The sequence below is a fragment of the candidate division Zixibacteria bacterium HGW-Zixibacteria-1 genome, assembly GCA_002838945.1.
Taxonomy (GTDB): domain Bacteria; phylum Zixibacteria; class MSB-5A5; order GN15; family PGXB01; genus PGXB01.
The window spans coordinates 172,806-198,888 of record PGXB01000002.1; the positions used below are offsets into that span (position 1 = coordinate 172,806).

Annotated in this window: 28 protein-coding genes; 13 read left to right on the top strand and 15 right to left on the bottom strand. The window is 47.7% G+C overall.

Going from position 1 to position 26,083, the window contains the following annotated elements; all coding sequences use genetic code 11:
- Positions 1-99 precede the first annotated feature (99 nt).
- Positions 100-690, top strand: a complete 591-nt coding sequence (locus tag CVT49_01555; protein PKK84867.1) for a hypothetical protein — start codon at positions 100-102, stop codon at positions 688-690.
- A 78-nt stretch (positions 691-768) separates the two neighbouring features.
- Here the strand turns inward: CVT49_01555 and CVT49_01560 are convergent, their stop codons facing one another.
- The 3 genes from CVT49_01560 to CVT49_01570 form a co-directional block, all read right to left on the bottom strand.
- Positions 769-966, bottom strand: coding sequence for a hypothetical protein (locus CVT49_01560; protein PKK84868.1), 198 nt, complete (start codon positions 964-966; stop codon positions 769-771).
- 136 nt (positions 967-1,102) lie between these two features.
- Positions 1,103-1,888 (bottom strand): hypothetical protein, encoded by a 786-nt coding sequence (locus CVT49_01565; protein ID PKK84869.1) that lies wholly within the window; start codon positions 1,886-1,888, stop codon positions 1,103-1,105.
- A gap of 14 nt (positions 1,889-1,902) precedes the next feature.
- Complete coding sequence (locus tag CVT49_01570; protein PKK84870.1) at positions 1,903-2,742, bottom strand: hypothetical protein; 840 nt, start codon at positions 2,740-2,742, stop codon at positions 1,903-1,905.
- Positions 2,743-2,968: 226 nt separating this feature from the next.
- On the opposite strand from CVT49_01570, the gene CVT49_01575 reads away from it, so the two are divergent.
- Entirely contained in the window at positions 2,969-3,418 is a 450-nt protein-coding gene (locus CVT49_01575) for a hypothetical protein (protein PKK84871.1), read from the top strand.
- A 122-nt stretch (positions 3,419-3,540) separates the two neighbouring features.
- Here CVT49_01575 and CVT49_01580 read toward each other — a convergent pair whose 3' ends face one another.
- Both CVT49_01580 and CVT49_01585 read right to left on the bottom strand, forming a co-directional pair.
- Complete coding sequence (locus CVT49_01580; protein ID PKK84872.1) at positions 3,541-4,290, bottom strand: hypothetical protein; 750 nt, start codon at positions 4,288-4,290, stop codon at positions 3,541-3,543.
- Positions 4,291-4,545: 255 nt separating this feature from the next.
- The gene (locus CVT49_01585; GenBank protein PKK84954.1) at positions 4,546-5,196 is read right to left on the bottom strand and encodes a hypothetical protein; all 651 of its coding nucleotides are present in this window, start codon (positions 5,194-5,196) and stop codon (positions 4,546-4,548) included.
- Positions 5,197-5,459: 263 nt separating this feature from the next.
- Between CVT49_01585 and CVT49_01590 the strand changes: the two genes are divergently transcribed.
- Positions 5,460-5,831, top strand: a complete 372-nt coding sequence (locus CVT49_01590) for a hypothetical protein (GenBank protein ID PKK84873.1) — start codon at positions 5,460-5,462, stop codon at positions 5,829-5,831.
- Positions 5,832-5,934: 103 nt separating this feature from the next.
- On the opposite strand, the gene CVT49_01595 is transcribed toward CVT49_01590, so the two are convergent.
- The 9 genes from CVT49_01595 to CVT49_01635 all read right to left on the bottom strand — a co-directional run bounded on the left by CVT49_01595 (position 5,935) and on the right by CVT49_01635 (position 14,654).
- Positions 5,935-6,282, bottom strand: a complete 348-nt coding sequence (locus CVT49_01595) for a hypothetical protein (protein ID PKK84874.1) — start codon at positions 6,280-6,282, stop codon at positions 5,935-5,937.
- A 45-nt stretch (positions 6,283-6,327) separates the two neighbouring features.
- On the bottom strand, positions 6,328-7,692 hold the full coding sequence (locus CVT49_01600; protein PKK84875.1) for an HslU--HslV peptidase ATPase subunit: 1,365 nt from the start codon (positions 7,690-7,692) through the stop codon (positions 6,328-6,330).
- On the bottom strand, positions 7,689-8,225 hold the full coding sequence (locus tag CVT49_01605; protein ID PKK84876.1) for an HslU--HslV peptidase proteolytic subunit: 537 nt from the start codon (positions 8,223-8,225) through the stop codon (positions 7,689-7,691). The genes CVT49_01600 and CVT49_01605 overlap by 4 nt, the downstream gene beginning before the upstream one ends.
- A 15-nt stretch (positions 8,226-8,240) precedes the next feature.
- Positions 8,241-9,131 carry a hypothetical protein gene (locus tag CVT49_01610; GenBank protein ID PKK84877.1) on the bottom strand — a complete coding sequence of 297 codons (891 nt, stop codon included), beginning with the start codon at positions 9,129-9,131 and terminating at the stop codon, positions 8,241-8,243.
- Between the two features lie 68 nt (positions 9,132-9,199).
- Complete coding sequence (locus CVT49_01615; GenBank protein PKK84878.1) at positions 9,200-11,446, bottom strand: type I DNA topoisomerase; 2,247 nt, start codon at positions 11,444-11,446, stop codon at positions 9,200-9,202.
- Positions 11,447-11,453: 7 nt separating this feature from the next.
- Positions 11,454-11,693, bottom strand: coding sequence for a DNA-directed RNA polymerase subunit omega (gene rpoZ / locus CVT49_01620; protein PKK84879.1), 240 nt, complete (start codon positions 11,691-11,693; stop codon positions 11,454-11,456).
- A 23-nt stretch (positions 11,694-11,716) separates the two neighbouring features.
- Positions 11,717-12,334, bottom strand: coding sequence for a guanylate kinase (locus CVT49_01625; protein PKK84880.1), 618 nt, complete (start codon positions 12,332-12,334; stop codon positions 11,717-11,719).
- Between the two features lie 11 nt (positions 12,335-12,345).
- The gene (locus CVT49_01630; GenBank protein ID PKK84881.1) at positions 12,346-13,230 is read right to left on the bottom strand and encodes a YicC family protein; all 885 of its coding nucleotides are present in this window, start codon (positions 13,228-13,230) and stop codon (positions 12,346-12,348) included.
- A gap of 62 nt (positions 13,231-13,292) precedes the next feature.
- Positions 13,293-14,654, bottom strand: a complete 1,362-nt coding sequence (locus CVT49_01635) for a hypothetical protein (protein PKK84882.1) — start codon at positions 14,652-14,654, stop codon at positions 13,293-13,295.
- A gap of 152 nt (positions 14,655-14,806) precedes the next feature.
- On the opposite strand from CVT49_01635, the gene CVT49_01640 reads away from it, so the two are divergent.
- The 3 genes from CVT49_01640 to CVT49_01650 are packed head-to-tail and all read left to right on the top strand — an operon-like array spanning position 14,807 to position 16,785.
- Positions 14,807-15,367 carry a hypothetical protein gene (locus tag CVT49_01640; protein ID PKK84883.1) on the top strand — a complete coding sequence of 187 codons (561 nt, stop codon included), beginning with the start codon at positions 14,807-14,809 and terminating at the stop codon, positions 15,365-15,367.
- Positions 15,368-15,404: 37 nt separating this feature from the next.
- Positions 15,405-15,947: a hypothetical protein gene (locus CVT49_01645; GenBank protein ID PKK84884.1), complete on the top strand. Its 543-nt coding sequence runs from the start codon at positions 15,405-15,407 to the stop codon at positions 15,945-15,947.
- A 16-nt stretch (positions 15,948-15,963) separates the two neighbouring features.
- A complete protein-coding gene (locus CVT49_01650; protein PKK84885.1) occupies positions 15,964-16,785 on the top strand; it encodes a hypothetical protein in 822 nt (273 codons plus the stop codon).
- Positions 16,786-17,019: 234 nt separating this feature from the next.
- On the opposite strand, the gene CVT49_01655 is transcribed toward CVT49_01650, so the two are convergent.
- Entirely contained in the window at positions 17,020-19,341 is a 2,322-nt protein-coding gene (locus CVT49_01655; protein ID PKK84886.1) for a hypothetical protein, read from the bottom strand.
- Between the two features lie 364 nt (positions 19,342-19,705).
- Between CVT49_01655 and deoC the strand changes: the two genes are divergently transcribed.
- From deoC to CVT49_01690, 7 genes are all read left to right on the top strand, one after another.
- Positions 19,706-20,380, top strand: coding sequence for a deoxyribose-phosphate aldolase (gene deoC, locus CVT49_01660; GenBank protein ID PKK84887.1), 675 nt, complete (start codon positions 19,706-19,708; stop codon positions 20,378-20,380).
- Positions 20,381-20,386: 6 nt separating this feature from the next.
- The gene (locus CVT49_01665; protein PKK84888.1) at positions 20,387-20,584 is read left to right on the top strand and encodes a hypothetical protein; all 198 of its coding nucleotides are present in this window, start codon (positions 20,387-20,389) and stop codon (positions 20,582-20,584) included.
- A gap of 3 nt (positions 20,585-20,587) precedes the next feature.
- Positions 20,588-21,130 (top strand): hypothetical protein, encoded by a 543-nt coding sequence (locus CVT49_01670; GenBank protein ID PKK84889.1) that lies wholly within the window; start codon positions 20,588-20,590, stop codon positions 21,128-21,130.
- A gap of 6 nt (positions 21,131-21,136) precedes the next feature.
- Entirely contained in the window at positions 21,137-23,410 is a 2,274-nt protein-coding gene (locus CVT49_01675) for an ATP-dependent helicase (protein PKK84890.1), read from the top strand.
- A gap of 6 nt (positions 23,411-23,416) precedes the next feature.
- Entirely contained in the window at positions 23,417-24,196 is a 780-nt protein-coding gene (locus CVT49_01680; GenBank protein PKK84891.1) for a hypothetical protein, read from the top strand.
- A 123-nt stretch (positions 24,197-24,319) separates the two neighbouring features.
- Entirely contained in the window at positions 24,320-24,811 is a 492-nt protein-coding gene (locus CVT49_01685) for a hypothetical protein (GenBank protein ID PKK84892.1), read from the top strand.
- 238 nt (positions 24,812-25,049) lie between these two features.
- The gene (locus CVT49_01690) at positions 25,050-25,382 is read left to right on the top strand and encodes a hypothetical protein (protein ID PKK84893.1); all 333 of its coding nucleotides are present in this window, start codon (positions 25,050-25,052) and stop codon (positions 25,380-25,382) included.
- Positions 25,383-26,083 lie beyond the last annotated feature (701 nt).

Consider the following 26,083-nt stretch of genomic DNA (forward strand, 5'->3'; position numbering starts at 1 on the left):
CCCCCTTGAACGATATTCCCGGTAACTCCCTGTTTGTCTTGCCAATTGCAACAAAATTCGTAATCTTAGCGTAAGCCTGTTTAAGGGAGGAAAATCCTTATGACGAATAAACGCGAATTTTGGGGATTTCTTATTTTAATCGTGGGAATTGTTCTGCTTTTGAGCAATTTTCATATTTTTGACTATTCCGTCCGGCATTTCCTGCGTGACCTCTGGCCGCTTATTCTGGTTATCATTGGTATCGCGATGATTATCCGCCACGCCACCAAACGAGAAACGGAAACCGGGGGATCTTTTCAAATGTCATCCGATCAGACCATGACCGGCCATATTTCCAAAACCTTCGGCGATATCAGAGCCGACTTCAAGGACCGCGAGATCGATGGTTTCAGCACCTCAAATACCTTTGGCGACAACACCATCAGCCTGGCCGGGGCCAGACTGAAAAGCGGTATCAACAGAATCCGCGTCTCCGGTGTATTCGGTGATATCACGATAATCGTTCCGGCCAATATGGAAGTCTTCGCCTACGGTTCAACCACTTTCGGCGACCTGTTTATTCTCGGAAAATCGGAATCAGGCATCTCCAACAGCCTTCAGAATCAGACCGACGGCTATGATTCAGCCTCGGCCAAAGTTCATATTTCGGCGGGGACCACTTTCGGCGACGTAAAAATCTACCGGGCATAAAATAAAACGGGCCGGATTCCGGGAGTGTTGAGCCTGACAAAAATGGAATCCGGCCTGTTACTTCGACTACTCTTTCGACTACTCTTTCTTATCAGACGGGCAGCAATCCGATTTTCCTTCGGTCGGAGGGCAGCATTCCGATTTGTCGCCCTGCACGATTTTAATCATCGGCATCCCGCAACAGGCCATCATCTCCTTCATCTTTTTGCCGGTGACCTCGATGCGGAAACCATCATCGGTTTCCACACATTTGATCGTCGCGCATTCTTTTTCCACTCATACCACCTCCTTTCAATTTCGATATATTATTATATGCATATATAGCTATATATGTTTCGTAAGATATTCATTTAATGGAATATTTTTTGAAAGACGCCAATTAAATAATGGGGAGACTTTGTAAGCGCTTGACTTACAGTGCCTTCCTGCAGTAAATGACCATACTTCTGGAATCAGGACTCAACTTTTTTGAGGACAAACTGCCCCTGACATCTTCCACCTGGAATCCCCTGTTTTCCAGCAGATCCGAAATTTCCGGAACGGTGAATATGCGGTAACAAATGGATATTTCGTTCGCTTTATCATTATCTATAAATAGCCTCTTGACCGTCATCCGCTTGGTTTTCCGGGAAAAGCTCGATTTTTGAACCAGATATCGATCCCCACCCAGTTCATATCTCGTTTCGTCCCCGTCACGCTTCAGGGCAAAATCCTTGTTCCAGATCTCAAGAAGCAATTTCCCGCCCGGCTTGAGCACCCGACCGATCTCAATTATTGTCTTCTCGTTATCCTCATCGCTCAGAAAACCGAAACTGCCGAAGAGCGATAATGCCCAGTCGAAAACAGCCGCGCGGAACGGCAGACTCCTCATATTCCCGCGGACAAAGGGCGCCCGAATATTTTTTTTTGCGGCTTCGGAACCGGCAATATTGATTAGCGTTCGCGAATAATCGAGCCCGAAAGCATGGTATCTGACGGCTCTCAGTTTAAGACAATGTCTTCCCTGCCCGCAGCCGACATCAAGAATCATCTCATTTTTTGCGAATTGACACAGCGCCGTAAGCTCCCGCACCTCAGTCGTCGTCCGCTCATCGGTCAGGGCTCCCCAAAAAGGTGTCTGGGTATAGAACTCTTCGAAATAGGTCCGATGCTCCTCGTATTTTCCTTCTTTGCTTTTATTTTGATGCATAGGAGCCATATTGAGACCAGAGATTATAATCCGCTCCCTGTTATATATTGAAACAAATGGTCGTAAAATTCACCCGAAGCATCGGTCATCGGGCAATGCCCCGCTCCCTCGAAGGCACGCTTCGCAATATCGTTCTCTTCCAGAAATTTCAGGGTTGACCGCGCCAGGCTTTTGGTTCCATAACAAAATAGCTTCGGTATTTTGAGCGATAGAAAAATCTGTCCGATTTCGCTTTTGTACTTGCCGTCGAGCGAAGTATTCCGCCGCACCAGTTCGAGTGCATTCGCGAGAAAGGCTTCCCGGCGGCACATGCTGACCCCTACATAATACAGCCGCCCCGATCTGAGCTCCCCCAGCTTGCCCCAGACCAACTTCTCCTTGAAATCATTCTCGAACCACTTTTCGAAATTGCCCTTATCATGCGCCTTTACCGCCGCTCTCGAAATTGTCAAATCATATTGCGTCACATCACCTTCGATGCTGACATACTTCTTGATTATCTTATGCTTATCGGAGGCGCACAGAAGCGTCGTCAGGTCGCCCCCCATCGAGTGCCCGACCACGATTAATTCCTTCAGTCCCAGTTCCTTAATCAGCCGCCACAACCGCCCGACATGCGCCTCATAGCCGTAATCACCGATATCAGCCGCCCCGGATGAGCGGCCGTAGCCGATCAGGTCCGGCACAATGAGATTGAATTGCCCGAACCGATCGTCTCTGAAGGGGTCCTCAAAACTCAGCCCCGAATCGCCCAGACCGTGGACGAACAGAATGGATATTCGTTTCGGATCGACTCCATTATGCCTGCAAAACAGCAATTTATTGTCAATTCTCAGGTAATCCTCTCGCATCAACCACTCCATATTTAAGTTCCCTTTTTATCATAATACGAGAAATCCGCCGAAATCAACATCAAATTGTCAGTTAAATAATCCGGCCGGAGCATTCGACTGCTCCATCGACACTGATACCGCGATGCCCGGTCCGACGGTTTTTATTCCCGCCTGGTAATTTGTTTCATTTTGTATCGGAAAGTATTATATTGGCAAATATCATAAATCGAATAAATCCTTTTAGGAGAAATATACTATGGCGCAGTCTGATGATGATAAGCCTGAGAAGATCGATATAGAATTAACTGTGGAGTTGTACAAAGCCAGCCGCGAAGCGGTCAAACATTATGACGAACTGCGTTGGAAAAGGCTGTCCACCTACCTTTATTCGACCGCCCTGTTGTTCGCCGGAGTCGGTTTTACCCAGAAATATTTGCATTCAGGGTCGATGAGTCTTGTCATCCTGATAGTCGGGTTTCTATTCACCACATGCTTCTTTATTATCGAGTATCGCTCCGCCGAACCATTGATCGGCTGGGTCAAAGAGGCCCACCGGCTTGAGAAATTACTTGGCGGCGGCAATGAGCATATCAAGAGCCGGATGGCACTTCGTCAGCGGCATGCATTCCGAATCATGTATGGTCTTTTTGCTGCGGGCTGGCTTGCTACCATTATCATTACTTTTTTTTTGGATAATACCGCCTGACCCTTGCACGGCGGATGCCGCCGGAATCAACGGTCGGCTTGCAGTCGATTTTCCGACCCGATCCCATTTTACAAACATGTATGGGAACGAATATGCCGACTGCAGAATATTCTTCGGCAATACTACTTCTTAATAACCGCTTTCATGACCGGCGCCCGGTTGTTCATATCAGCGAAACCAATCTCCCAGGTTGCCTTTTTGCCTTCGGTCAAAGATGCATTAGTCTCGGAGATTGCCCCCGGAAATGTAACCGTGAACCGCATTTTGTAGCTCATCATCGACTCGGCCATTCCCGAAAACTGATCCATATAGGCTCCCATTGAGTCATCCGGCATCATCGACATCGCCGAATCATAAAATATATCGCCGGTCTCGCCAAATACCATGTCGCTGTCGTCATATATCATCTCGGAGTCAATCGTATTCTCATCCATCCATGCCGAGTAATCGCCGTCATACATGGCGCTCTCATCCTTATTGGCCGCCGCCACCTCATCGAGCCACCGCGTATAGACCCATGTCCCGTCATCCTGCCTGGAATAAATCGGCGGCACGGCCGGCTCATCTTCGTCAACAGGCATGTCATCTTCACCAATCGCCAACTCTTCCTCCGGATAAAGAGCCTGATTCAATTCATATATTTTATTGACATCACCCAGGGTGAATTCCATATCCCACGCCGTAGTATCCTCCGTCTCAAGCATATTGAAGCCGGTCAGCTTGATACCGCACCGACAGTTTTCGAGATTTTTCTCGATAGCGGCCCGGTCGAATATGGTCTTAACAGAGTAAATCTCGCCCTCTTCTTTGGGAGCTTCCGCCTCGACTGCCGCAAACATCGCCTGCATCTCGCGGATATAATCGGTACTCATTACGAAATGCATTTTAAGAACGCCCGACCCGTCTTTGTTTATAATAAGATTCTCTTCTTATTGGTAGCAACCGGCGATAAAAATAATCACCGCGGCGAACAACACGACAATTATACCTTTCATGGATCCTCCAAACGGCACACTCTAGCCATACCTATCAAATCATTAAAGTAAATTTGTAAATAGAACCGCTAAAAACAACTTCAAGCATAACATACTCAACATTGGCTGTCAAGATTAATCATACAGCCGACACTACACCTCACCCGCTTGCTTTTTTCGCCTTCCCGCCAGCCAGCCGATCACGACCGGGAGCCAGCAGAGATTGGCCGCGATTGTTTCGAGTGCGGTGTATTTCTGATTGGTCGGACTGAAACCAAGCAAACGCGCCATCAACAGGCCGACCGGAACAATCAAAATAACCGCCAGGCTGGTCAACATAACCGGGTGACGGAAATAGACTTTGAAAGCATTTCCCCAGCTTCCTTCTTTTTTTCGAAGATATATCGAGCCGGAAATGTTGGCCCCGATCTGGTCCGACATGGCATAGAAAAACGGAATATAAAATCCCTCGATCGCATAAACATCGACCCCCGCCAAACGCGAACCCCAGTCAACCACCCATGGCAGCATCATGCCGACAAGCTTCCCCCAACCGTACGCTTCGGCCATCGAGCCGGCCGCTTTCGAGAGTCTTTTGCGAATCGAGTAAATCCCCTCGAAAATCGACTCCCCTTCGCCCGCCAGGGTGCGGACAATCCACTGCCCCACTGCGCTCAACTGCAAGCCGAAATAATCGAAAAGGACTCCGGCGATTATGGCGCTGATGAATCCGGGAAGAGTAAATTTGATAAGTTCACCAAATCCTTCCTCTTCGGACTCTTCGCCTTCGCCCCTCTCTTTCATTTCTATCGCTGTTTTCTCATCATCTTCCATCATATCACTGACCTGATCCTTATTTATATATTCTCTATACGCAACCGGCCGCCGGGACTACAAACGATAAGTAATCCTAATAAGACAATATTGATCTCTTTTGTAAAGAGCAAAATTTATCTGCCGATTAAAATATATGGAATAATAATTCTATTATTCCGGCCCTTTTGGGCTTCGGCAGTTGAATCAAAGTAGTTTTCAAACCTTTATTTGTGAGGTTTAAGGAGTCGGACATGAATGAAAGACGCCATCAGGACAGAATCCGCCCCGGCATCAAAATCAATGTCTATAGCCGCGACACTAACGAGCTTTTCGGTTACCTGGCCGATATTTCCGCGCAGGGCATGATGCTGATCGGGGAGAAATTAATCATGAGAGACGGCAGCTATCAGCTTCGCCTGCAACTCCCCGTCGAAATCGAGGGTGAGCGCGAGATCTCTCTTGACGCCGAGAGTATGTGGTGCAAAAGCGACCCGGAATCGTACTATAATAAAGCCGGATTCAAGCTGCGCAATGTATCACCGAAAGATCAAAAAATAATCGAGGCACTGGTCAGAACCCGGGAATTCCAGAATATGACCAATTACGTGCCCTCCTCGACCTGAAATACATTTTCGGCCGATTATGGTGCACGGTATTTAAAGGGGGGATCTCTTGATCTCTAATGTCTATATTATTTCGACATGATAATATGCTGTCATGCCGGTTTCAACTGAGAACGTGCGCCTTCCAATGTTCATCTATCCAGATTTTTACTACCGTCAATCCCAGTCCCCAGCTTTTTATCAACTGAACCGATTGATCCAGTTCCTTCAAATGCTGCTTTTCCTCGACCGGATTGGCGGCACAGTCAAAATGCGCCACGACGCCGACCGTTTTCGAGCCATGCTTCTCCACCGATATTCCCAGCCGATATTTGATTGAATCAATCTGGCTCTGATTGGCATTATCCGAAAGGACTTTTGATGGCCCCGGCTCGGTAATCATATCGACATAATCGACCGCGTAATATTTTTTCATGACCTCGATAACCGGCATCTGTGTCCGGCCATCCATACAATTAATAACAGCCGCAAATCTTACACCTGCCATAAATGCCCCTTATAAAATATATCTGCTCAGATCCTCGCTTTCGAGAATTTCCGAAAGCATCTTATCGACAATCGCCGCCGTGATTCGAATATTTTTCCTCTTATTGGGGGCCTCGAACATGATGTCCTCGAGCAGCGTCGTCATGATTGTATGCAGCCTGCGCGCCCCGATATTTTCGGTCGAAGTATTAACCTGCTCGGCTATCTCGGCAATGCGTTTCAGCGCCCCCTTGTCGAATGATAGATTCACCCCCTCTGAAGCCATCAGCGCAATGTACTGCTTGATAAGAGCATTCTTCGGCTCCGCCAAGATACGCACGAAATCATCGGCGGTCAGCGAATCAAGCTCGACCCGGATGGGAAAACGCCCCTGAAGTTCCGGGATCAGGTCGGACGGCCGAGATGAATGAAAGGCCCCGGCCGAGATAAACAAAATGTGATCGGTTACGACCATGCCGTATTTCGTCATTACCGCCGAACCTTCGATAATCGGAAGGATATCGCGCTGGACACCTTCGCGGGAAACATCCGGTCCGGTCTTGGATTTCTCACCGACAATCTTGTCGATCTCGTCGATAAAAATGATGCCGGACTGCTGGGTCCGATCCAGGGCCACCGTGATTACATCATCCATATTGATCAACTTGGAAAGCTCTTCCGAATAAATAAACTTGCGTGCCTCCGACACCGTCATCTTCCGACGTTTGGTCTTCTTGGGCATCAGGCCGGAAAACATCTCCTGAAAGTTGATACCAAGTTCTTCCATGCCCATCGGCGAGAATATTTCCACCACCGGATACCGGTCCTGCGGCGTATCCATCTCGATCGTGCGGTCATCGAGCTTGCCGGTCAATAGTTTTTCCCGCATCTTCTGGCGGCTGTTTTTATCCGGCTTTTCCACTTCAACCGTTATTTCACTGCCGGCCGGGCCGATTGTCTTGGTGGTCGGAGGCGGCGGCAAAAGATAATCCAGCAGCTTTTCAATAGTGCTTTCTTTGGCCTTCTCGGAAATTTTTTCGGCGGTATCCTGTTTAATCATATTAACCGCCAGATCAACCAGATCACGCACCATCGATTCGACATCGCGCCCAACGTATCCGACTTCGGTGAACTTCGATGCTTCAACCTTCAGGAACGGGGCGCCGGTCATTTCGGCCAGTCGGCGGGCAATCTCGGTTTTCCCGACTCCGGTCGGCCCGATCATCAAAATGTTGTTGGGCAGAATTTCCCTTCTGATTTCTTCAGGAGCTTCCTGTCTCCGCCAGCGATTACGCAGGGCAATGGCAACCGCCTTTTTTGCCCTTTCCTGTCCGATAATATATTTGTCGAGATGCTCGACAATCTCTCTGGGAGTTTTGGTTTCTTTATTGATCATTTTATCGATTCCACCGTTATATTGCTGTTGGTATAAATGCAAATATCTGCTGCAATCATCAGCGCTTTCCGAACTATCTCTTCGGCGTTCATCTTCGAATTGACCGACACCAGCGATCTCGCCGCCGCCAGCGCATAAGGACCTCCCGAGCCGATGGCAAGAATGCCGTCATCCGGCTCAACCACTTCGCCGGTGCCGGAAATAAGCAGCGAATTTTTTTTATCGGCGACCGCCAATAGGGCCTCAAGCTTCTGCAGATACTTATCGGTCCGCCAGTCTTTGGCCAGCTCGACCGCCGCCCGGGGAAGATTCCCGGAAAATTCATCAATCTTGCTCTCGAATCTTTCGAAAAGGGCCAGGGCATCGGCCGCCGCCCCGGCAAAACCGGTCAGAATGGTGTCATTATATATTTTCCGAATTTTTACCGCCTTGGCTTTCATTATGGTGTCATCAAATGTCACTTGACCGTCGCCTCCAATGGCAACCGATCCCTTGTATCGCAAACATAATATTGTCGTTGATCTGACCTTCATGACCTGTCCCCTCTATTATGCCCTGGGATGGGCTTTTTTGTAAATCACTTTCAGTTGTTCCGTGGTCAAATGCGTGTATTTCTGGGTTGTCGCCAGGGAACTGTGACCAAGAATTTCTTTTATGGCCAGTATGTCCGCGCCGTTTTCAAGCATATGGGTGGCAAAACTGTGCCGCAGCATATGGGGTGTCACCCGTTTGCCGAGTCGCGAACAGTACTTTTTGACAATTCTGTCGATAGAGCGCATCGTCAGAGGTTCTCCCCGGTAATTGAGAAACAGGTAACCTTTATGGGCGCTCTTGCCGGTAACAAAACTATTACGAAGATTAGTATAAAATTTCAAATCATCGGAAATAACATCACCCAGCGGCACAAACCGCTGTTTGTTGCCTTTTCCAATAACGTTGATAAGATGTTTCTTTAAATCTATATCATGCAACCTCAACATGGCCAGTTCGGCCCTGCGCATGCCGGAAAGGTAGAAAATCGAAACCATTATATAATCGCGCCAGGCCAGATAGTTGTCCTTTTCGATCAACTCCGCCAGTTCCGCCGCCTCTTTCTGCGACAGGAAATCCGGGACCTTCTCGGTATATTTAAGTTTGCTCAATTTACAGATATACTGCGTTTCCTTTTTCTCCTGAAGCAAATAACGCTGGAAACCGGAAAGAGCCGAAATAAAACCGGCCAGAGTGCGAACCGAAATCGACTTTTGTCTTCTGCCGGCCAGGTATTTTCTCAGCAGGATGGAATTTATATTCGGATCGGGCGAAGTCGATTTATACTCGTTTTCCAGGAACTCCACCCACGGCATCAGATTGTTCCGGTAGGTCCGGATCGTTCCGGCCGACAGTCCCCGCTTCTCAACCAAATGCTTGAAATAGTTGTGCAGCATCTTTTTTAGCATGCCGCATAATAGGCTAAAATATGGAAGAGGTCAATTAAAATTGGATACGCGATGGCCGCCGGTTTGTCTTACTGCTGATTATCCTGATAGATCTTGTGTTTGCAGTCAGGGCAGGACAGATACGCCCCCCGCTTCTGGGAGACTTTCTCCAGCATATAGGGGCTGCGGCACTCCGGACAGGGCGTGGTGGCCGGTTTATACCAGGCGACAAAATCGCATTTGGGGTAATTGCTGCAGCCAAAAAACGATTTGCCTTTTTTGGAACGCTTTTCGACGATATTGCCGCCGCAGCCGTCTTTGGGACATTTAACTCCGGTCGAAAGCGGTTTGGTACTTTTGCATTTGGGATAGGCTGAGCAGGCCAGAAATTTACCAAAACGACCGCTTTTTACTACCATTGGTGAACCGCATTTTTCGCATTTTTCATCGGTTTCCACAACTTCTTCGGCCCCATTGAGAGGCTTGGTCGTTTTGCATTCCGGATATGCGGTGCAGGCCAGGAAACGTCCATTGCGGCCCCACTTTATAACCATCGGAGAGCCGCAGTTTTCGCAAACATCCTCGGTCGCTTCGGTCAATGACTCCTTTATCTCTTTTTGCATGGACGAAAGCTTACTGAGACGTTCGTCGAACGGTCCATAAAACTCTTTTATAACATCGACCCAATCGGCCTTTCCGGTCTCGATCTGATCCAGATCGTCCTCCATATGAGCCGTAAATTGGACGCTGAAAATGGTCGGGAATGATTCGACCAGAATCTTGTTGACCGTCTGCCCAAGCTCGGTGGCAAAAAGACGCCGTTCTTTGGCTTCCACATATTTTCTGTCCAGAAGCGTCGAAATGATGGTCGCATAAGTTGACGGCCGCCCGATCCCCTCCGATTCCAGCATTTTAACCAATGATGCCTGCGTATAACGCGCCGGAGGTTTGGTAAAATGCTGCGATGGGAACAGTTCCACCAGCTTAAGCTTGTCGCCTTCCTTTATATCCGGGATGAAATCAACCAGACCATTTTCGCCGTTCCCGCTTCCGTTCCCATTGCCGTTCTCTTTGGCTTCCTGATACACTTTGAGAAATCCATCGAATTTCAATGCCTGCGCCGCCGCATGGAAAATATATTTCCCGGCGTTAATATCGACGGTCGTGGTATCATAAACGGCCGGGTTCATCTGGCAGGCCACAAAACGATTCCAGATCAGTGTGTAAAGCTTCAACTGATCTTTCGTGAGATATTTTTTTAATTTCTCCGGAGGAAGCTCCAGGTATGTCGGTCGGATCGCCTCATGCGCATCCTGGCTGCCCTTCTTCGAGGCATACCTGACCGCTTTGGCCGGAAGATATTCTCCGCCGTAGTTCTGATCAATATGCTCCCTGACTGCGGCCAGCGCCGATTCGGCTATTCTGGTCGAGTCGGTTCTCATATAAGTGATCAATCCGGTGGCGCCTTCATCCCCAAGTTCAACCCCTTCATACAATTGCTGGGCGATCATCATCGTTTTCTTGGGCGTGAAATAAAAATACCGGGCCGCTTCCTGTTGAAGCGTACTGGTGATAAACGGCGGCGACGGTTTCCTTTTTCGTTCCGATTTCTTGATCGAGTCAACGACAAAAGTCTGTTTGCGGACATCCGCGGTAATTTTATCGGCGCTGTCGCCGTTTTCGATTTTTGGCTTTTCGCCGTCAATTTTTGTCAGTTTGGCCCGGAAATGGGCATTCTTCTTATCAGCCAGATCGGCTTCCAGTTCCCAATATTCTTCGATAACAAAATCGGAGATTTCTTTTTCGCGCTCACATACTATTCTGAGAGCAACCGATTGAACGCGGCCGGCCGAAAGACCATAAGTAATTGTCTTCCAGAGAAATGGAGAGACTTTATAACCCACCAGTCGATCCAGAACCCGTCTGGCCTGCTGGGCATTGACCAGGTTTTCATCGATATCCCGCGTGTTCTGTAAGGCATCCAGAACGGCGTTTTTGGTAATTTCGTTAAACGTTACGCGAACAATTTTATCGCTTGTCTTCAATTCGCGAGCCACATGCCAGGCAATAGCTTCGCCCTCCCGATCAGGGTCGGGCGCAAGGTAAATCATCTGTGACTTCTTGGCCGAATCCTTGAGCTGCTTAATTACTTTTGTCTTGCCCTTGATGGTTTCATAATGAACGCTGAAACCATTGTCGGTATCAACTCCGAGCTTGGACTTTGGAAGATCCTTTATATGACCGATAGTGGCCAGAATCTCAAAATCCCTGCCCAAAAATTTTTTAAGCGTCTTGGATTTGGCCGGCGACTCGACGATTAGAAGATTTTTTGCCATGAATTAATTATTCCTCGATTATCGGCGGGATGGCTACTTTTTTATATTTGATTCTGCCCGCGGCAAGATCCTGTATGGCAATGGTTGTCACCTTGCGGCCGTCGATCGTAATATCTTCTTCGGCCATCCGCTCCAACTGGGCCAGCCTCATGGAATTTATCTGGCGCGCGCGTTGCGCCGCAATCAGAACCGCCTCATACCGATTCCTTGTCAATTTGTCGATATCCTCAAAGGTAAACTTGGGCATAACTCCTCCTATGATTTAATGCGTTAACCGACGATACGGTTAATTTGTTCCAAATCAAGATTGCTTTTTCGGCAGTGAAGCGACTTGATAATCATCTCCACCTCATTAACAGCCGTTTCAAGATTCCTGTTTATGACAGTATATTCAAACTGTTTAAATAGTTTCATTTCGCTCAACGCCCGGCTCTGGCGTATCTTAAAGTGCTTATCGTCTTCGGTACCCCGCTTCTTTAGGCGCCGCTTGAGCTCGGCTCTTGCCGGCGGCAGGACAAAAATAGTCGCCGCCTCACGGTAAATCTTCTTAAGCTTCTTGGCCCCTTTGACATCGACGTCCAGCAGCATGATCCCGCCGTTGAACAAAACCGACTCCATCGGCCGCCTGGGTGTGCCGTAAAGAAAACTGTGGACCTTACACCATTCCGCAAATTCTCCCCGATCCCGCATTTTCAAAAAATCGGCGTGCTCCGCAAACCAGTATTCGCGTCCATTCTTTTCATTTGGCCGCTTTTTGCGCGTTGTCACCGATATCGAAAATTTCCAGCTTTTGTTTCGCCTGAGAAGCTCATTGCAGATAGATGTCTTGCCGCCGCCTGACGGCGAGGAAATAATAATGATTTTCCCTTTTACCTTACGCTGAGCCATTCCCCCCCCCTTTATTCAATATTCTGGACCTGTTCCCGCATCTTTTCGATTTCTTCCTTTAATTCCACCACCAGATGCGAGATTTTGGCATCGCTGGCTTTGGCGCCGATCGTGTTGGCCTCGCGATTTAACTCCTGAAGCAGAAAGTTCAACCGTTTGCCCACTGCATCGGCCTTTCGGAGGGTGCTGCCAAACTGCTTGATATGACTGCCGAAACGGACACATTCCTCGGTTATATCGCAGCGCTCGGCGATATATGCGACCTCTTCTTCGAGACGCGTGGGGTCGGTCGGAACCCCATTAAGCACGCCTTTTATCTTCTGCGTCAGCTTTTCCCGATGAATAGCCACATTATCCGGGCAGATTTTCTCGATCTGACCGATGCCGTCGGCGAGAAGACGCAATCTTTTCATCAGGTCCTTTTTGAGATTGTCACCTTCCTGCTTTCGCATCGCCGCCAGATCGGCCAGGGCCCGATTGACCGCGGTCTTGATACAGGGCCAGATCTTGTCCTCGATATTCTCCGCCTTGTCCACCTTGAATAGATCCGGAATAGACAGAAATTCTTTTAAGGTAATTTCGCCCGATAGGCTATACTTTTCTTTTAATGTTTTAAGCTGCTTGAAAACTTCGTCGGCGAGCGTGGTGTTGACGACCAGCTTGTCGATACCGATCCCGTGATCCTCATAATTTATCGACATGGTCACTTTGCCCCGGGATATTTTGGCCGCAATCAACTCCTTGACCGCGGGCTCCAGAAACGACAATTGTTTGGGAAAACGAAATGAATACTCCAGATAACGGCTGTTGACGGACGAGAGCTCAACCGCCACACCCAGATTTTTGGTCTTCAAATCCGCTTTTCCATATCCCGTCATTGAATTCATGTACACCATCCCGGCTTTATAAGTTAGCCTGTTAAAATATTAAGAAAAATCGTTTTGTCAACTCTAATGACTTAATGTCCTCTTGCGGCACTGGAATTTCGTCCTCTGACAAGACTGAAGACGATGGCCGCCAAAAGGATAAATATGGTAATATTATATACCGATTGATAGGCGCTGAGAAAGGCGTCCTGACCCGAAAAACCGGCCCCAAGCGCAATTCCCAGGGTCCGTAAAGTAGCGATCATGCCCGAGGCGCTGCCAAGCTGATGCTTGGCCACCGACCCCATAATACCCGACGTATTCGGGGTGCCGAATATGGCCATGCCGACCCCGATTATAGCCAATGGCAGGGCTATGCCCCACATCGAAGTCTGCCCGTCGAGCCGCCGAATAAATAGAAAACCGATAAACATAATCGCCGCCCCGGCCGTGGAAATAACCCGCGCCTGGATCCGGTCGGACAGATATCCGGCCAGCGGAGCCAGCATAAATCCGCAGACCGAAGTAATCATCAGGAAGAAACCAACCTGCTCCGGCTGATATAATTTAACCTCTTCCAAATAGAACGGCATCAGAATGGTCACCGAAATCAGGGCAATAAAAACCATCAGCATCGCCGCCCCCGAAAAGACGAAAACCCGGTTTTTAAATATTTCGATTCCGATCAGCCGGGTGGCCGGGTTATTCTCAAAATAGAAAAACATCGCAAACAAAAGTCCCGAAACCAGAAGTAACCCGGCCGAAAGCGCCGTGCCGAGCTGCCCGCGGCTGTACAAAAGAAGCGTCAGCATCAGGGTCAGCATACCCAGCAGAAGACTTGCCGCTCCCGGAACACCGATTTTCTTGTGAGGATTACTGATTGGAAAATCACCCAGAAATTTGACCGTGAAATAAAAGCCCAGAATACTAACGGGGATATTGACAAAAAATATCCATCGCCAGCCGGCCAAACCGATAATAAAACCGCCCAATGGCGGGCCCAGCATCAAACCGACCGAAACCACCATGGCAATAATACTCAGACCGCGTCCCCGCTCGGCATCGGGAAAACTTCGGGTCACCAGAGCCGGCCCCACCGCTACCAGCAACGCCGCCCCGACCCCTTGAATAACCCGCGAAATTATCAGCATATAAATGTTGACCGAAAGACCGCAGAGAATCGAGCCGGTCATGAAAATCAGGTAGCCATACCTGTATGAAAACTGGAACCCTTTTTTTTCGGAGACCGCCCCGAAAACCATCAACAGCGGAAAGACCGCAATCGAATAGGCCAGCACCACCCAGGCAACCATACTGACGGTTGTGTTCAATTCCCGGCTGATGGTCGGCAGCGACACATTGACAATCGAGGCATCAAGAGTGCCCATCAGCGTGCCGAGCCCGGTTATAACCAACGATTTATATTTATAACGGGAAAGGTTTTCCATGTTCATTTCTTGTCGGCTTTAAAATGCCTTGGCATAAAAAAGGTTTGACATTACAGGTTGGAATGATAATCTTTCTTCCTTATTGAGTCAACGATTTAATTTTGAACATGAACTTGGCCCCGGCGTCTATATAAATGCCGACAGGAATGCCGGTTTAAATGAATACTGAATTACCCGAACTTATTGCCAGACTGGCAGATGATGACGCTGAAGCATTTGCCGAATTGGTACGGAGGTACAGAAAAAAGATTTACGGGATCGCCTTTCGGATGCTGGGAAACCACCTCGATGCCGATGAAGTGACGCAGGAGACATTTGTTCGAATCTTTGAAAAACGACATGAGTTGGGATCGGTTAAATACTTCTCCAGCTTCATCTTGCGAATTGCGAGCAACTATTCGATCGACCTCTTGAGGAGGAAACAGAAGAAAAATATTTCCGTTGATGAACTGGCCTTTTTGCCTGAAGTACAGGTGGAACTGGCCGATCGGATTCATAGCCCGGACAAAAACCTCGAGGATGCGGAAATTTTGCAGGCGGTTATGGATGCCATCCAGAAACTGCCGCCGCGACAGAAGATGGCGATTATTCTTCATGATATCGAGGGGTACTCTAAACTGGAAATTGCCAATGCTCTGGGGTGTCCCCAGGCAACAGTCCGATCGAATTTGCACATTGCGAGAACAAAATTGAAAAAATGGCTGAAGAAAATATTTTAATGAGACTATTGACGCAATTAATTAAACTTGGATCAAAATGGAAAATTCGATGAACTGCCGCGAATATGAACATATAATCGATGATTATCTGGTTGGCCGCCTGGGCGAACCGGATATCCGAAGGTTCGAAGAGCATCTGGCCGAATGTGAAAGCTGCCGTATTCGGGCCGAGCAGGATCGCCGACTGTCTGTTCTATTAAAAAAGGAAGTGGTCACCGATCCGGGTGAAGGATACTGGAACTATCTTGAAAAATCCATTCTGGCCAGAACTTTCGAACGCCGCCCCGATACCATTGAAAGCGATTACCGGGAAAAACCGGCTCTGACTCACCGGCTGGCAGCATACCTCGTTCCGCTGGCGGCCTCATTGGCACTGATGTTTTTATCCTTCAGCAACCTGGCCATCGGCCCGGCCCCGTCCATGATGGCCGAAATAAGTATGGATCAGGATTTCTCAGAGGATGAAACGCTATTATTTATGGAAGAATATCTGCAGTCTGATCGTCTCGGATCGATAGTATTGTCCCCGCCGGGTTCTCCGCTGCGGACCATATCGATCGGCGAGATTGAGATGCCATAGAAAGGATAAATAGAGAATGAAAAGAATAATGTTTATAATAATGGCGGTGTTGATTGCGGGAAGCGTCCTGCTTTCCGGTTGTGGAACCGGTGAACAAAATGTCATCCTGACCTACAAGTTCAACCCGGATAAAATATATCATTATAAATTCGACAGCCGGTCGAAATCAACCATGTTCGAAAATGATAAAGTCGTCCACCGCGGTGACAAATCGCTGGAAATTCTCTATACTCAGGAAACTGTCTCCATCATAGACGGTACCAAAGCCAATGTCCGTTTTACCTATACATCGAATAATCTGGAAAAACCGGAAACCTGGAGCAATGAATTTGTCATGTCGTCTGACGGCCGCGTAATCGGCTTCGGGATGCAGAATGACAGCTCCGGACAATCGCTCGATTACTATCGGAAACTGATGGAACAAGCGGCGCCGGTTTATCCCGATGAGCCGATTTCACCCGGCTTTAGCTGGAACAACACGGTCAAGGTCCTTCTTGCCGAGGGCAACACCGATGCCGCGACCACCTATAAACTCAGGGCGATCGTTCGCGAAGCCGGTTATAACTGCGCTGTCATTGAATATAAGGGAACCATGTATATTCCGCTGAGTAAAGGGCCCGGAGATGCTCCTGATGCAAAAATCAGCGGGACCGATAAAATAGAAGTCGAAGGGGTTTCTTATTTCGCTTATGCCGAAGGCATCATCATCAAGGAACAGGAAACCTCGCATCTGCTGCGCGAGGGAAGTATCCTTAAAAGCGGAAAATCAATTAATTTCAGGATAGAGGAAGATCGCAAAAGGCAAACTATACTGAAAGAAATAGAGAAGAAGAATTGATTCGGACTTCTCAAAATTGCCCGTACCGAATCCCGGATCAAACCCCGATCATTTCAATATAACTTTATCTCAATTGGTGAGGCGGCTCGCTCACCATCAGTCCCTTTTTGGAAAAGGGGATGTCGGTAAGCAAATACTGCCTCAAGTAGAACATAATAGCCACAACGCTGGTAAGAACATTGACCGGAAAATTCATTTTGGGTCGTTCTTTTTCTTCATGATTCTAAAATACCGTCACCTTCTTGGCGCGTCAAGCCGCTCCCTTAATTCATTCATTATCCTGATGCCGAGACCGTCCTTGGGATTGCGCAGTCTATTCTTGGCTTCATTCAAATTGTCCGCCCTGGCGAAATCATGCAACTGGATATGAAACCGCAGCGAGTTGCCGGTTCCGGAGGGCCTGATCGTAATATGCTCCTGCCTCGCCGGATCATCTTCGAAAAATAGCCTGATTCCCTCATCGGGAAAAACAAAATCCTTTTCAGGCGGATAAATCTCGTCATACTTACCGGTCCGATATACCGCCGCCGCCTTGACTTTCCGGCCGGCGATTACCAGCTTGCCGCCAAGAGCCTGGTCGTACAAATCATACGCCTTAATCAGAATATTTTTCTTGATTCGATCACCCTCGATTCCGGGGTACTCCCCATCGAGCGGGTCCGGTTCATAAAACGTCGCAAACAGCCCGATATCGGGATCAAGATAAATGTCCTTATCAAGCAATCCGATAATATCGGTTCCTTTTTCCTTGGCCCAGGCCGCAATTTCGGCCACCAGCAGTGCTGCAAAAGTGCCGTCTTTATCGCGGACATGACCGCCCACCCCCAATGACCGTCCATCGGGAGGCGGCCCGCCCAATATGGAAAAACCGTTGCTCTGCTCCATTGCGGCATAGTTGATAGAACGCTTGCCTTCGGTCATACCGTAGGTTTCGCATATAAACGGATGGCATAATTCGATATATTTTTCATCATGGCCATTTTTTAACCCGGCCATTTCCCGCGCCTTGCCGTCCCAGGTATCTCGGGTAGCCGCCGCCAGCGCCGCAAAACCGACCCAGGTCTTGACCACGCCGAGTCCATATTTCAGAGCCAGCCGTGTGATGCTGTCGGAAGTAGTATGCGACAGGACTATGAACTTCTTTTCAGCGTCTTTAATCTTGCCGAATCGCTCAATTTCGCGCTGAAGCCGATACCAGACCACCAGGGTCCACATATCATCGGCCGGAAGCAGGTAATAATCCTCTTTATTAAAGCTGTAAATATGCCTCTGCTTTTCGGGGATTTTAACGACAATACCGCATCGGTCGGCATCAGGATCGGTCCCGATCAGAATATCGACATCCTTGAATGCCTTTTCCCCGTAATCCAGCTTGAAAGCTTTTACCGCCGTCCGGGCGGCGCGGGGATCCCCCGGATCGGGCTGCTGCTCGCGGCCGGGGTCACTGCAAAAAGCGGGGAACATCCCGTTGAGCTCATTAAGTCCCATATTTTCGGATGTCCCGTCGATTGACTTAATATTCTCCGGAAGAAAGCCCACATTCTGCAACAGTCTTGGAACCGCCTTGTAACCGGCCCCGTGAAACGGACAAAAGGCTATATTAAGCGGATTCTTGCTCTTCTTCTGTTGCTCCGGAAGATTCTCCGTCATAAGAAAGGATTGCATGTGCCGGCGATGTGCCCGGTGCATATTGATCAAATTCATTTCCTTGCCGGAATAATCAAAATCATCGAGCAGCTCGTCGCCGCCAAGAAAATACAGCTTGTCCTTTCCGGCATCTTTAAACTTGCAGATATGCCCGACGATATCTTTCGGCTCGATTTTCTGGATATAGTCATGGTACATCTCGTCCCTCTCCTCGGGATCGAACTGCGAGCCGTTGGCGCACGAAAGCTTATATCCATTGTATCGATAATCGTTATGACTGGCCGAAATCAGCACCCCGATATCCGCTTTGACATCCTCATGCGGTATGGCAAAGGTCACCTCGGGATAGGGACAGGGCGCGTCGAAAAAATACACCGTATAACCATAGCCAAGGAAGACTTCGGCAACGGCCCGCGCAAAATCATGGCCCCGAACCCGGCTGTCATACCCAACCACCACTTTCTCCAACACCGGTTTCTGAGCCCTGCCGAACTGCGCCACTCCGGCGGTCGTCATCAGCATGACAAGATCATTGATAGTATTCGGGCCCTTGAAAACAGCCGACCCGATGCCGTCCCGGCCGTCCTTCATCCGTCGAATCGACTCCCTGTCGAAGGCCATCATGCCCCGAATACCGCCGGTGCCAAAACGAACATTCTGCCTGAAAGCATTGACGACCTTTTCCCAGTCGCCTGAATTTATTGTATCAATTATCCCCTTTTTCAAAAGGGGCGAAATAATATCGATATTGGGATCCTCAAGCCATAATTTCAGCTTTTTGAATGTATTATTAAGAGCTATTTGATACAGTTGGTCATCGATGCGCCCGGCATCTCGGGAAGTCTTAAGAAAATTGGCGATGCCCTTCTCTGCCTTTTTCAGGATTTCACCCGAATTTTCAACGGCCATTGGTTGTAGTTCCTTTCTAATTATCAAAGAATTGCCATAAAAGACAACTATTTCTCACTTCAATAAATAAGTACTAATTACGTTTGCAAAGCTCAAACCCTTAAAATTTTCAAAAAAGTATTTTTCTTGCCTATAATCAACTAGAATCTTCAGATTTTGTGCTTTTGCCGGGATGTGATTGACATCACTGTCCCGCCCCATTATGCTTCGGGAGTATGGACACCCGTTTCAAATTGAATTTTTTTGACTGATTGACCGTAATTTCCACCCCTTGCCTAAACGCTTTTAATAAGCTATAATAAACCGGTGGATTAACTGCAATAAATTGATATGATTTAAGCATTGGGGACCTTGAGGAGATTAAATGATAGAAAACTTGAATAGATATTTCGACCATTCGATCCTTACTCCCGAGACGGATCAAAAAGCGATTGAAAAACTCTGCCGTGAAGCCAAAAAATACGCATTTTATGGAATCGCCATAAATCCATATTGGGTCAAATATGCCAAAAAACAATTGTCCGGTTCTGATATTAAAATCGTTTCGGTTTCCGGTTTTCCGCTTTCGGCCAACACGACCGATATTAAAGTGGCCGAAGCGGTAAAGGGAGTCGATGACGGGGCGGATGAGATCGACATGGTGGCCAATGTTGGCCTGATGGTTTCGGGGAAATTCAACAAAGTTGAAGATGAGATATATCAAATTAAGAAGGCGCTCCCTGGCCATATTATCTTAAAAGTAATCATCGAGGCTCCCAAACTCTCCGCGGTCGCCCAGGTCGAGGCGGTCAAGGCCATAATCAATGCCGGAGCCGATTTTGTTAAAACCGCCACCGGATTTTTTGGCGGGGCAACCGTCAAAATGGTCGAACGTCTGAAACGGACCGCCAACGGTCAGATCAAAGTGAAGGCTTCCGGAGGTATCAGAACTCTGGCTGATGCCATGGAATTGATAAGAGCCGGCGCCGATCGGATCGGCTCGTCGGCCTCGGTCGCCATTATGGAGGAATCCTTCGCCGCAAAAGCGGCTTCGAAGTAAACCGGAATGGCCGAGAAAGAAAAAAATGATACAATTGGCCGGCCGCATATCGGCATCGTTTTTAAGTGTTGCCATATTTACTCCAGGATATATCTTAACAAAAAGGGCGATGCCTTTGTCGGCTGGTGCCCCAGGTGTTCGGCAAAACTGGAAATCAAAGTGTCGCCGACAGGATCGAAAAGAAGATTTTTTACTGCTGAATAGATAATGCTTCAGAAAAAATCAAAAATAGTCGTCGTGCCGCTGGGAGATGTTGATTTCATGATGGTCAACCGCCTGGCCACCTCGATCGGTCCCGTCTTCGGACGGTCGGTTGATATTCTCAAGGGTATGAAGGTCCCCGAAGAAGCTTTTAACGTCATTCGCAATCAACATTATGGAAGCATCATCCTTGCCAAACTGGAGCGGGTCAAAGCCAACCCCAAAGAACTTGTGATGGGCATTTGTGAGGAAGATCTTTATCTTCCCGATGAAACCTACATTCTCGGCAATTCCGATATCGTGCTGGGTACGGCGGTGATCTCGCTCTTTCGTATCCGCCAGGAGTTTTATGGACTGCCCGAGGATGATATGAAAATTTACACCCGCCTCTTCAAGCAGGCGGTGCATCAGGTGGCCCATTTGACCGGAATGACCAGTTGCCGAAACCCGAGATGTGTTAATTACTACAGCCAGGATATGTTCGACATCGACGCCAAGGGCGAAAAATTCTGCGATATTTGCAAACGCCAGCTTGTGGACAAGAAATAAAACGATATGAACCTGATCCAGTTGCTTGAATCGTTCAAAACCGACCGCGCCATCGCGCCCAACATCGCCAAATGGCAGGTCTTCCCGCCCCGCGCAGGAGTCTATGAAGATTATCCGGATTACCTGGACGAAAAACTGGTTTCGGTGATGAAAAGGCGCGGCATCCAAAAATTATATTCGCACCAGCGCGAAGCGGTCGATTCGATTCATGCCGGCCATAACACCGTCATTGTCACCCCCACCGCCTCCGGTAAAACCCTCTGCTACAATCTCCCGGTCCTCGACAGCATCATGAAAAACCATTCCGACCGCGCCATGTACCTCTTCCCCACCAAAGCGCTTTCACAGGATCAGTTGGCCGAACTGACCGGCTTGATCGACACGCTTGACGTCGATATCAAGACTTATACTTTCGACGGCGACACGCCGCAGACCGCCCGGCGATTGATCCGCTCCGCCGGACATATTGTCGTGACCAACCCCGATATGCTTCATGCCGGCATCCTGCCGCACCATACCAAGTGGATCAAGCTGTTCGAGAATTTGAAATTTGTCGTCATCGATGAAATCCATCATTACCGCGGAATTTTCGGCTCGCATCTGGCCAATGTCGTCCGCCGCCTGCGGCGGGTGTGCAACTTTTACGGCTCCGATCCCATCTTCATCTGTTCATCCGCCACCATCGCCAACCCGGCCGAACTGGCCGAACGAATCACCGGCAAAAAAGTCAATCTGGTGGACAAAAACGGCGCCCCGACCGGCGAAAAACACTTTATCATATATAACCCTCCGGTCATCAACAAACAGCTCGGTATCCGAAAATCGGCGCTGGGCGAGTCATTTAATCTGGCCGAGCGGTTTATTCGCGAAAGAATCCAGACCATTGTCTTTGCCCAATACCGCCTTCAGGTGGAAGTGCTCTTATCATACCTTCGCGAGAAATTCAAAGAGCCTTTCGGGAAAAATATCAAGGTGGCCGGCTATCGCGGCGGCTACCTTCCAAATCAAAGGCGCGATATCGAGCAGGGCCTCCGCAGCGGCGCCATCACCGGCGTCGTCTCGACCAACGCCCTGGAACTGGGCATCGATATCGGGGCGCTCGATGTTTCAATTATCTGCGGCTATCCCGGATCGATCTCCTCGGTCTGGCAGCAGGCCGGACGGGCCGGACGGCGCGCCGATGTTTCGGTAACGATTTTCGTCGCCAACAGTTCGGCCATCAACCAGTTTCTGGCCAAGGACCCGACGTATCTTTTCAAGAAGACCCCGGAGATGGGCATTATCGACCCCGACAACCTGATCATCTCGGCCAATCATATCAAATGCGCCAGCTTTGAACTGCCGCTATCCGTCGGCGAAAAATTCCGCCATGACGGCACCGAGGAAATCCTCGATTACCTCGAATCGCAAAAAGTGGTCCGCCAGGCCGGCGGCAAATATCACTGGGCCTCCGAAATCTACCCGGCCCAGCAGGTCTCATTGCGGTCGGCTTCGCCCGAGAATTTCGTCATCCTCAACCAGACCGACAACAACCGCGTCATCGGCGAGGTCGATTATTATTCGGCGCCGATCTTTTTGCACCCGGAAGCGATTTATTTGCATGATGCCGACCAGTACCAGGTGACCGAACTGGACTGGGAAGGACGCAAAGCTTACGTCAAAGAAACCGATGTCGATTATTACACCGATGCCGAAACCAAAACCGATCTGAAAGTGCTCTCCGTCACCGATGAAAAGGCCAAATATGAGGCCCGGCTGTCATGGGGCGAAGTGACCGTGACTTCGGTGACCGTGCTCTATAAAAAGATCAAGTTCCACACGCATGAAAATGTCGGCTGGGGCAAGATCGAACTGCCGGAGTTGGAGCTGCATACTAATTCCTATTGGTATTCCTTCCCCGGCGACATCCGCTTCAAGATTAATCTCGATGGCGAGCAGTTCGGCGGCGCTTTGCGCGGTGTCGCCAACATCCTCGGCAAGATTGCACCGTTGTGGATGATGTGTGACCCGCATGACCTCCGCTCGATTTCACAGGTGCGCTCGCCGTTCACCGAACTACCGACTATTTATATCTATGAGAATATCCCCGACGGCGTCGGTTATTCCGAAAAGCTGTTCAATATTTCCGATGATTTATTCCGCGCCTGTCTCGACCAGGTCGAGAACTGTCCTTGCCAGAGCGGCTGCCCGTCATGTGTCGGCCCCGAGATGGAAGTCGGCGAATCCGGCAAATCCGGCACTGTCAAATTACTGAAGTGGATGCTGGGGATGGGGGTATAGCATTTGATGAAAAAGGATAAATTTAAATTCGATTTTGCGATTTCTTACGCTGGTGAAGATGTGGGATTGGTAAGGGATATTTGCAAGCTACTACTTGATAACGGCGCAAAGATTTACTTCGATAGATCCAATAAGCCATTTCTTGTTGGAAAAAAATTGTCTAGTGAGACCACGCAAATCTATGGTCCGTTATCCTGCTTTTGTGTCCCTATAATATCGAAACACTATGTTAATAAATATTGGACAAAAAGAGAATATGTCAGTGCTTTAAAAGAAGAAGAAACAAGGAAAAGTGAATTTATATTACCGATACTTCTGGATGATGTAAATTTTGACCAATTGGCTATTGATAAAATATATATAGATTTACGAAAAGAAGGTATATTTGACACAGTCGATATTCTTATTGCTAAATTAAGTCAGTTACCATCCAGTAAGCCGATCACAGGAATAACGACATGGGTTGCAACTTTTGGAATACATGTCAATGACTTTGCGGCTAGTTATGATAGGCCACCCAATGCACCTTATAAGTATTATGAATTATGTGATTGGCTTGAGAATGATCTTATAAAACGATTGGAGAAATCTAGGATTAAAAGATTTGCATTGACAGAAGCGTCCGAAAGAAATGGTGAGACATTATCTATAAGAGTCGCCTTTCGTTGGGATCCCTCGAAAGAAGTTTTGGATTTTGGTGACGTTGCTTGGTGGGACGTCCTGGAAATAATTGAATATGAAAAGGTATATTCGAACAGCAGCAATCCATTTAATAGTCAAGATTAAGTTCTGTAGATAGCCATATATTTTATCAATGGATTATGATCTTTTCACATGTTTCCTTCGCGAGATTAAGAAATATTTTATTTCGGATTTAAATAACTATAAAGACTGTTAGGGAGATTATTGATGTCACAAGAGGCTGACGGTTTTTGGGGAGTAGTTCTTGGTGGATTATTTGGAGCTGCAATCGCATCTCCAAAAAAGGAAGACAAGGACGAATTGAATCAATATAGGCTTTCAAAACAAAGGCTATTGATAAGAATAAATGCCTTGGGTAAGTTGCCTAATGTTGAGCGAATACGGACAGATCCCATTATAGAACATGCATTTATTGAATCGGTCAATATGTTTATATATGGATTTTATAGAGGTTCAACAATTTATGCCGCTTCTCTAATGGAGTATATACTAAGGAAAAGATTAAAAAACAGCGATTTCTCAGGGCTGATTGATGCAGCGTGTGAAAACGGAATTATTTCCAAAAGTGAGGTCCACTATTTACATGGATTAAGGCTTGACAGAAATGAACTTGTTCACGATTTAACACGACAAATAAGAGAAGAGGATGCGGAACTTATCATAAAAATTGTAATAAAAATATTGAATAAGTTGCTCTAATGTCAAGTCTCGCCGGTCTGGTTGGCCACTCCAATTGGTTAGGGTAATAATTGAAGCCACCATAAAAAGGGCTCACTCTCTTTATAAATTAATCTTTCAAATATTCTGACCTATTTTTTTCATATAAAAATAATTTTCTGCACATGCGCCAATTTGCAACTATTACAGGTTAAACAATAGAATAAAAGAAACCTTTTACTCAAACATTAAGTCCTAAACTTTGAAATCGGAGGACGTTATGCGGCTCAAATCAATTTTATTCCTGACTGTTTTCTTGTCAATTCTCTTTGCATTGACGGTCAATTCTACTCAGATTTGGAGTGAGACAATCGTTGTCGAAGGCGGGAAATCTCTTCATTGGTCACTCCCAAAAAATTGCAGTCAGGCTGTGCTAAAAGGAATAAACTGGCTGGATGACAAACTTATTGTTACAGATTTAAAAACAGGGATAAAGTATACTTTATACGGAAAAGGTAGCTATCCTATGACTGTGTATAAAGGAACAAATCTGTTATTAGAGAATGACAACCAACTTAATTTTTCAATAAAAGTCACATACTATTCAGATTAAAGCGGTTAATATTCCTATTTTCCGAGTTGCGTCAGGTCTTGATTCCCCGACCAAAATCGGGGAATTGTGACCTGACGGCTTGGGTGGCCGCTATGAATGGTTGCGGTCGGGTGCCCGCGCCAATCTTGTTTGGGGCGGGATTACAAAATAATCCAGTATGGCAGTCTCAAGTGAGTTTTGTAAAAAAACTCGCCTGGGGATGCCGGCCCCTTCCTTGATATTACATCCAATCTCTGAAAAAACCACATCAATTTGATGGTAATTCCATCCGAGGGGTCTTATAGAGGAGACTTTTTATAATTATGGCTATGCGAGCGTCAAAAATTGGAATTGTCGGTTCCTTATCCACTATAAGAGTAGGCCGAATCGCTCTTTCCGTCGCAGGCGGAATTTCGGTTCCTGCCCTGCTTAAAAGGCTCTTGGCAGGGGAATGGTTATTTCATTTTTTTAAAAACGCAAAAACAAAGCCAATTTCGTGTAAGTCCATTATGCATCGTCTATTACAGGAAAATATACATGAATTATCGCATAAGATATGTCGGGTTTCTTTCACGCAGGCATCATCGCTATGGCAGACCGAAGGCCAAAAGGCGCCACTACGTCCAATTTTACTAACAAAATGAAGTCGAAACTTTAAAAATAGGAAAACGAACCCAATTCCGTGTAATTCAATGAAAGTAAATTTAGTACAATGAAATTTT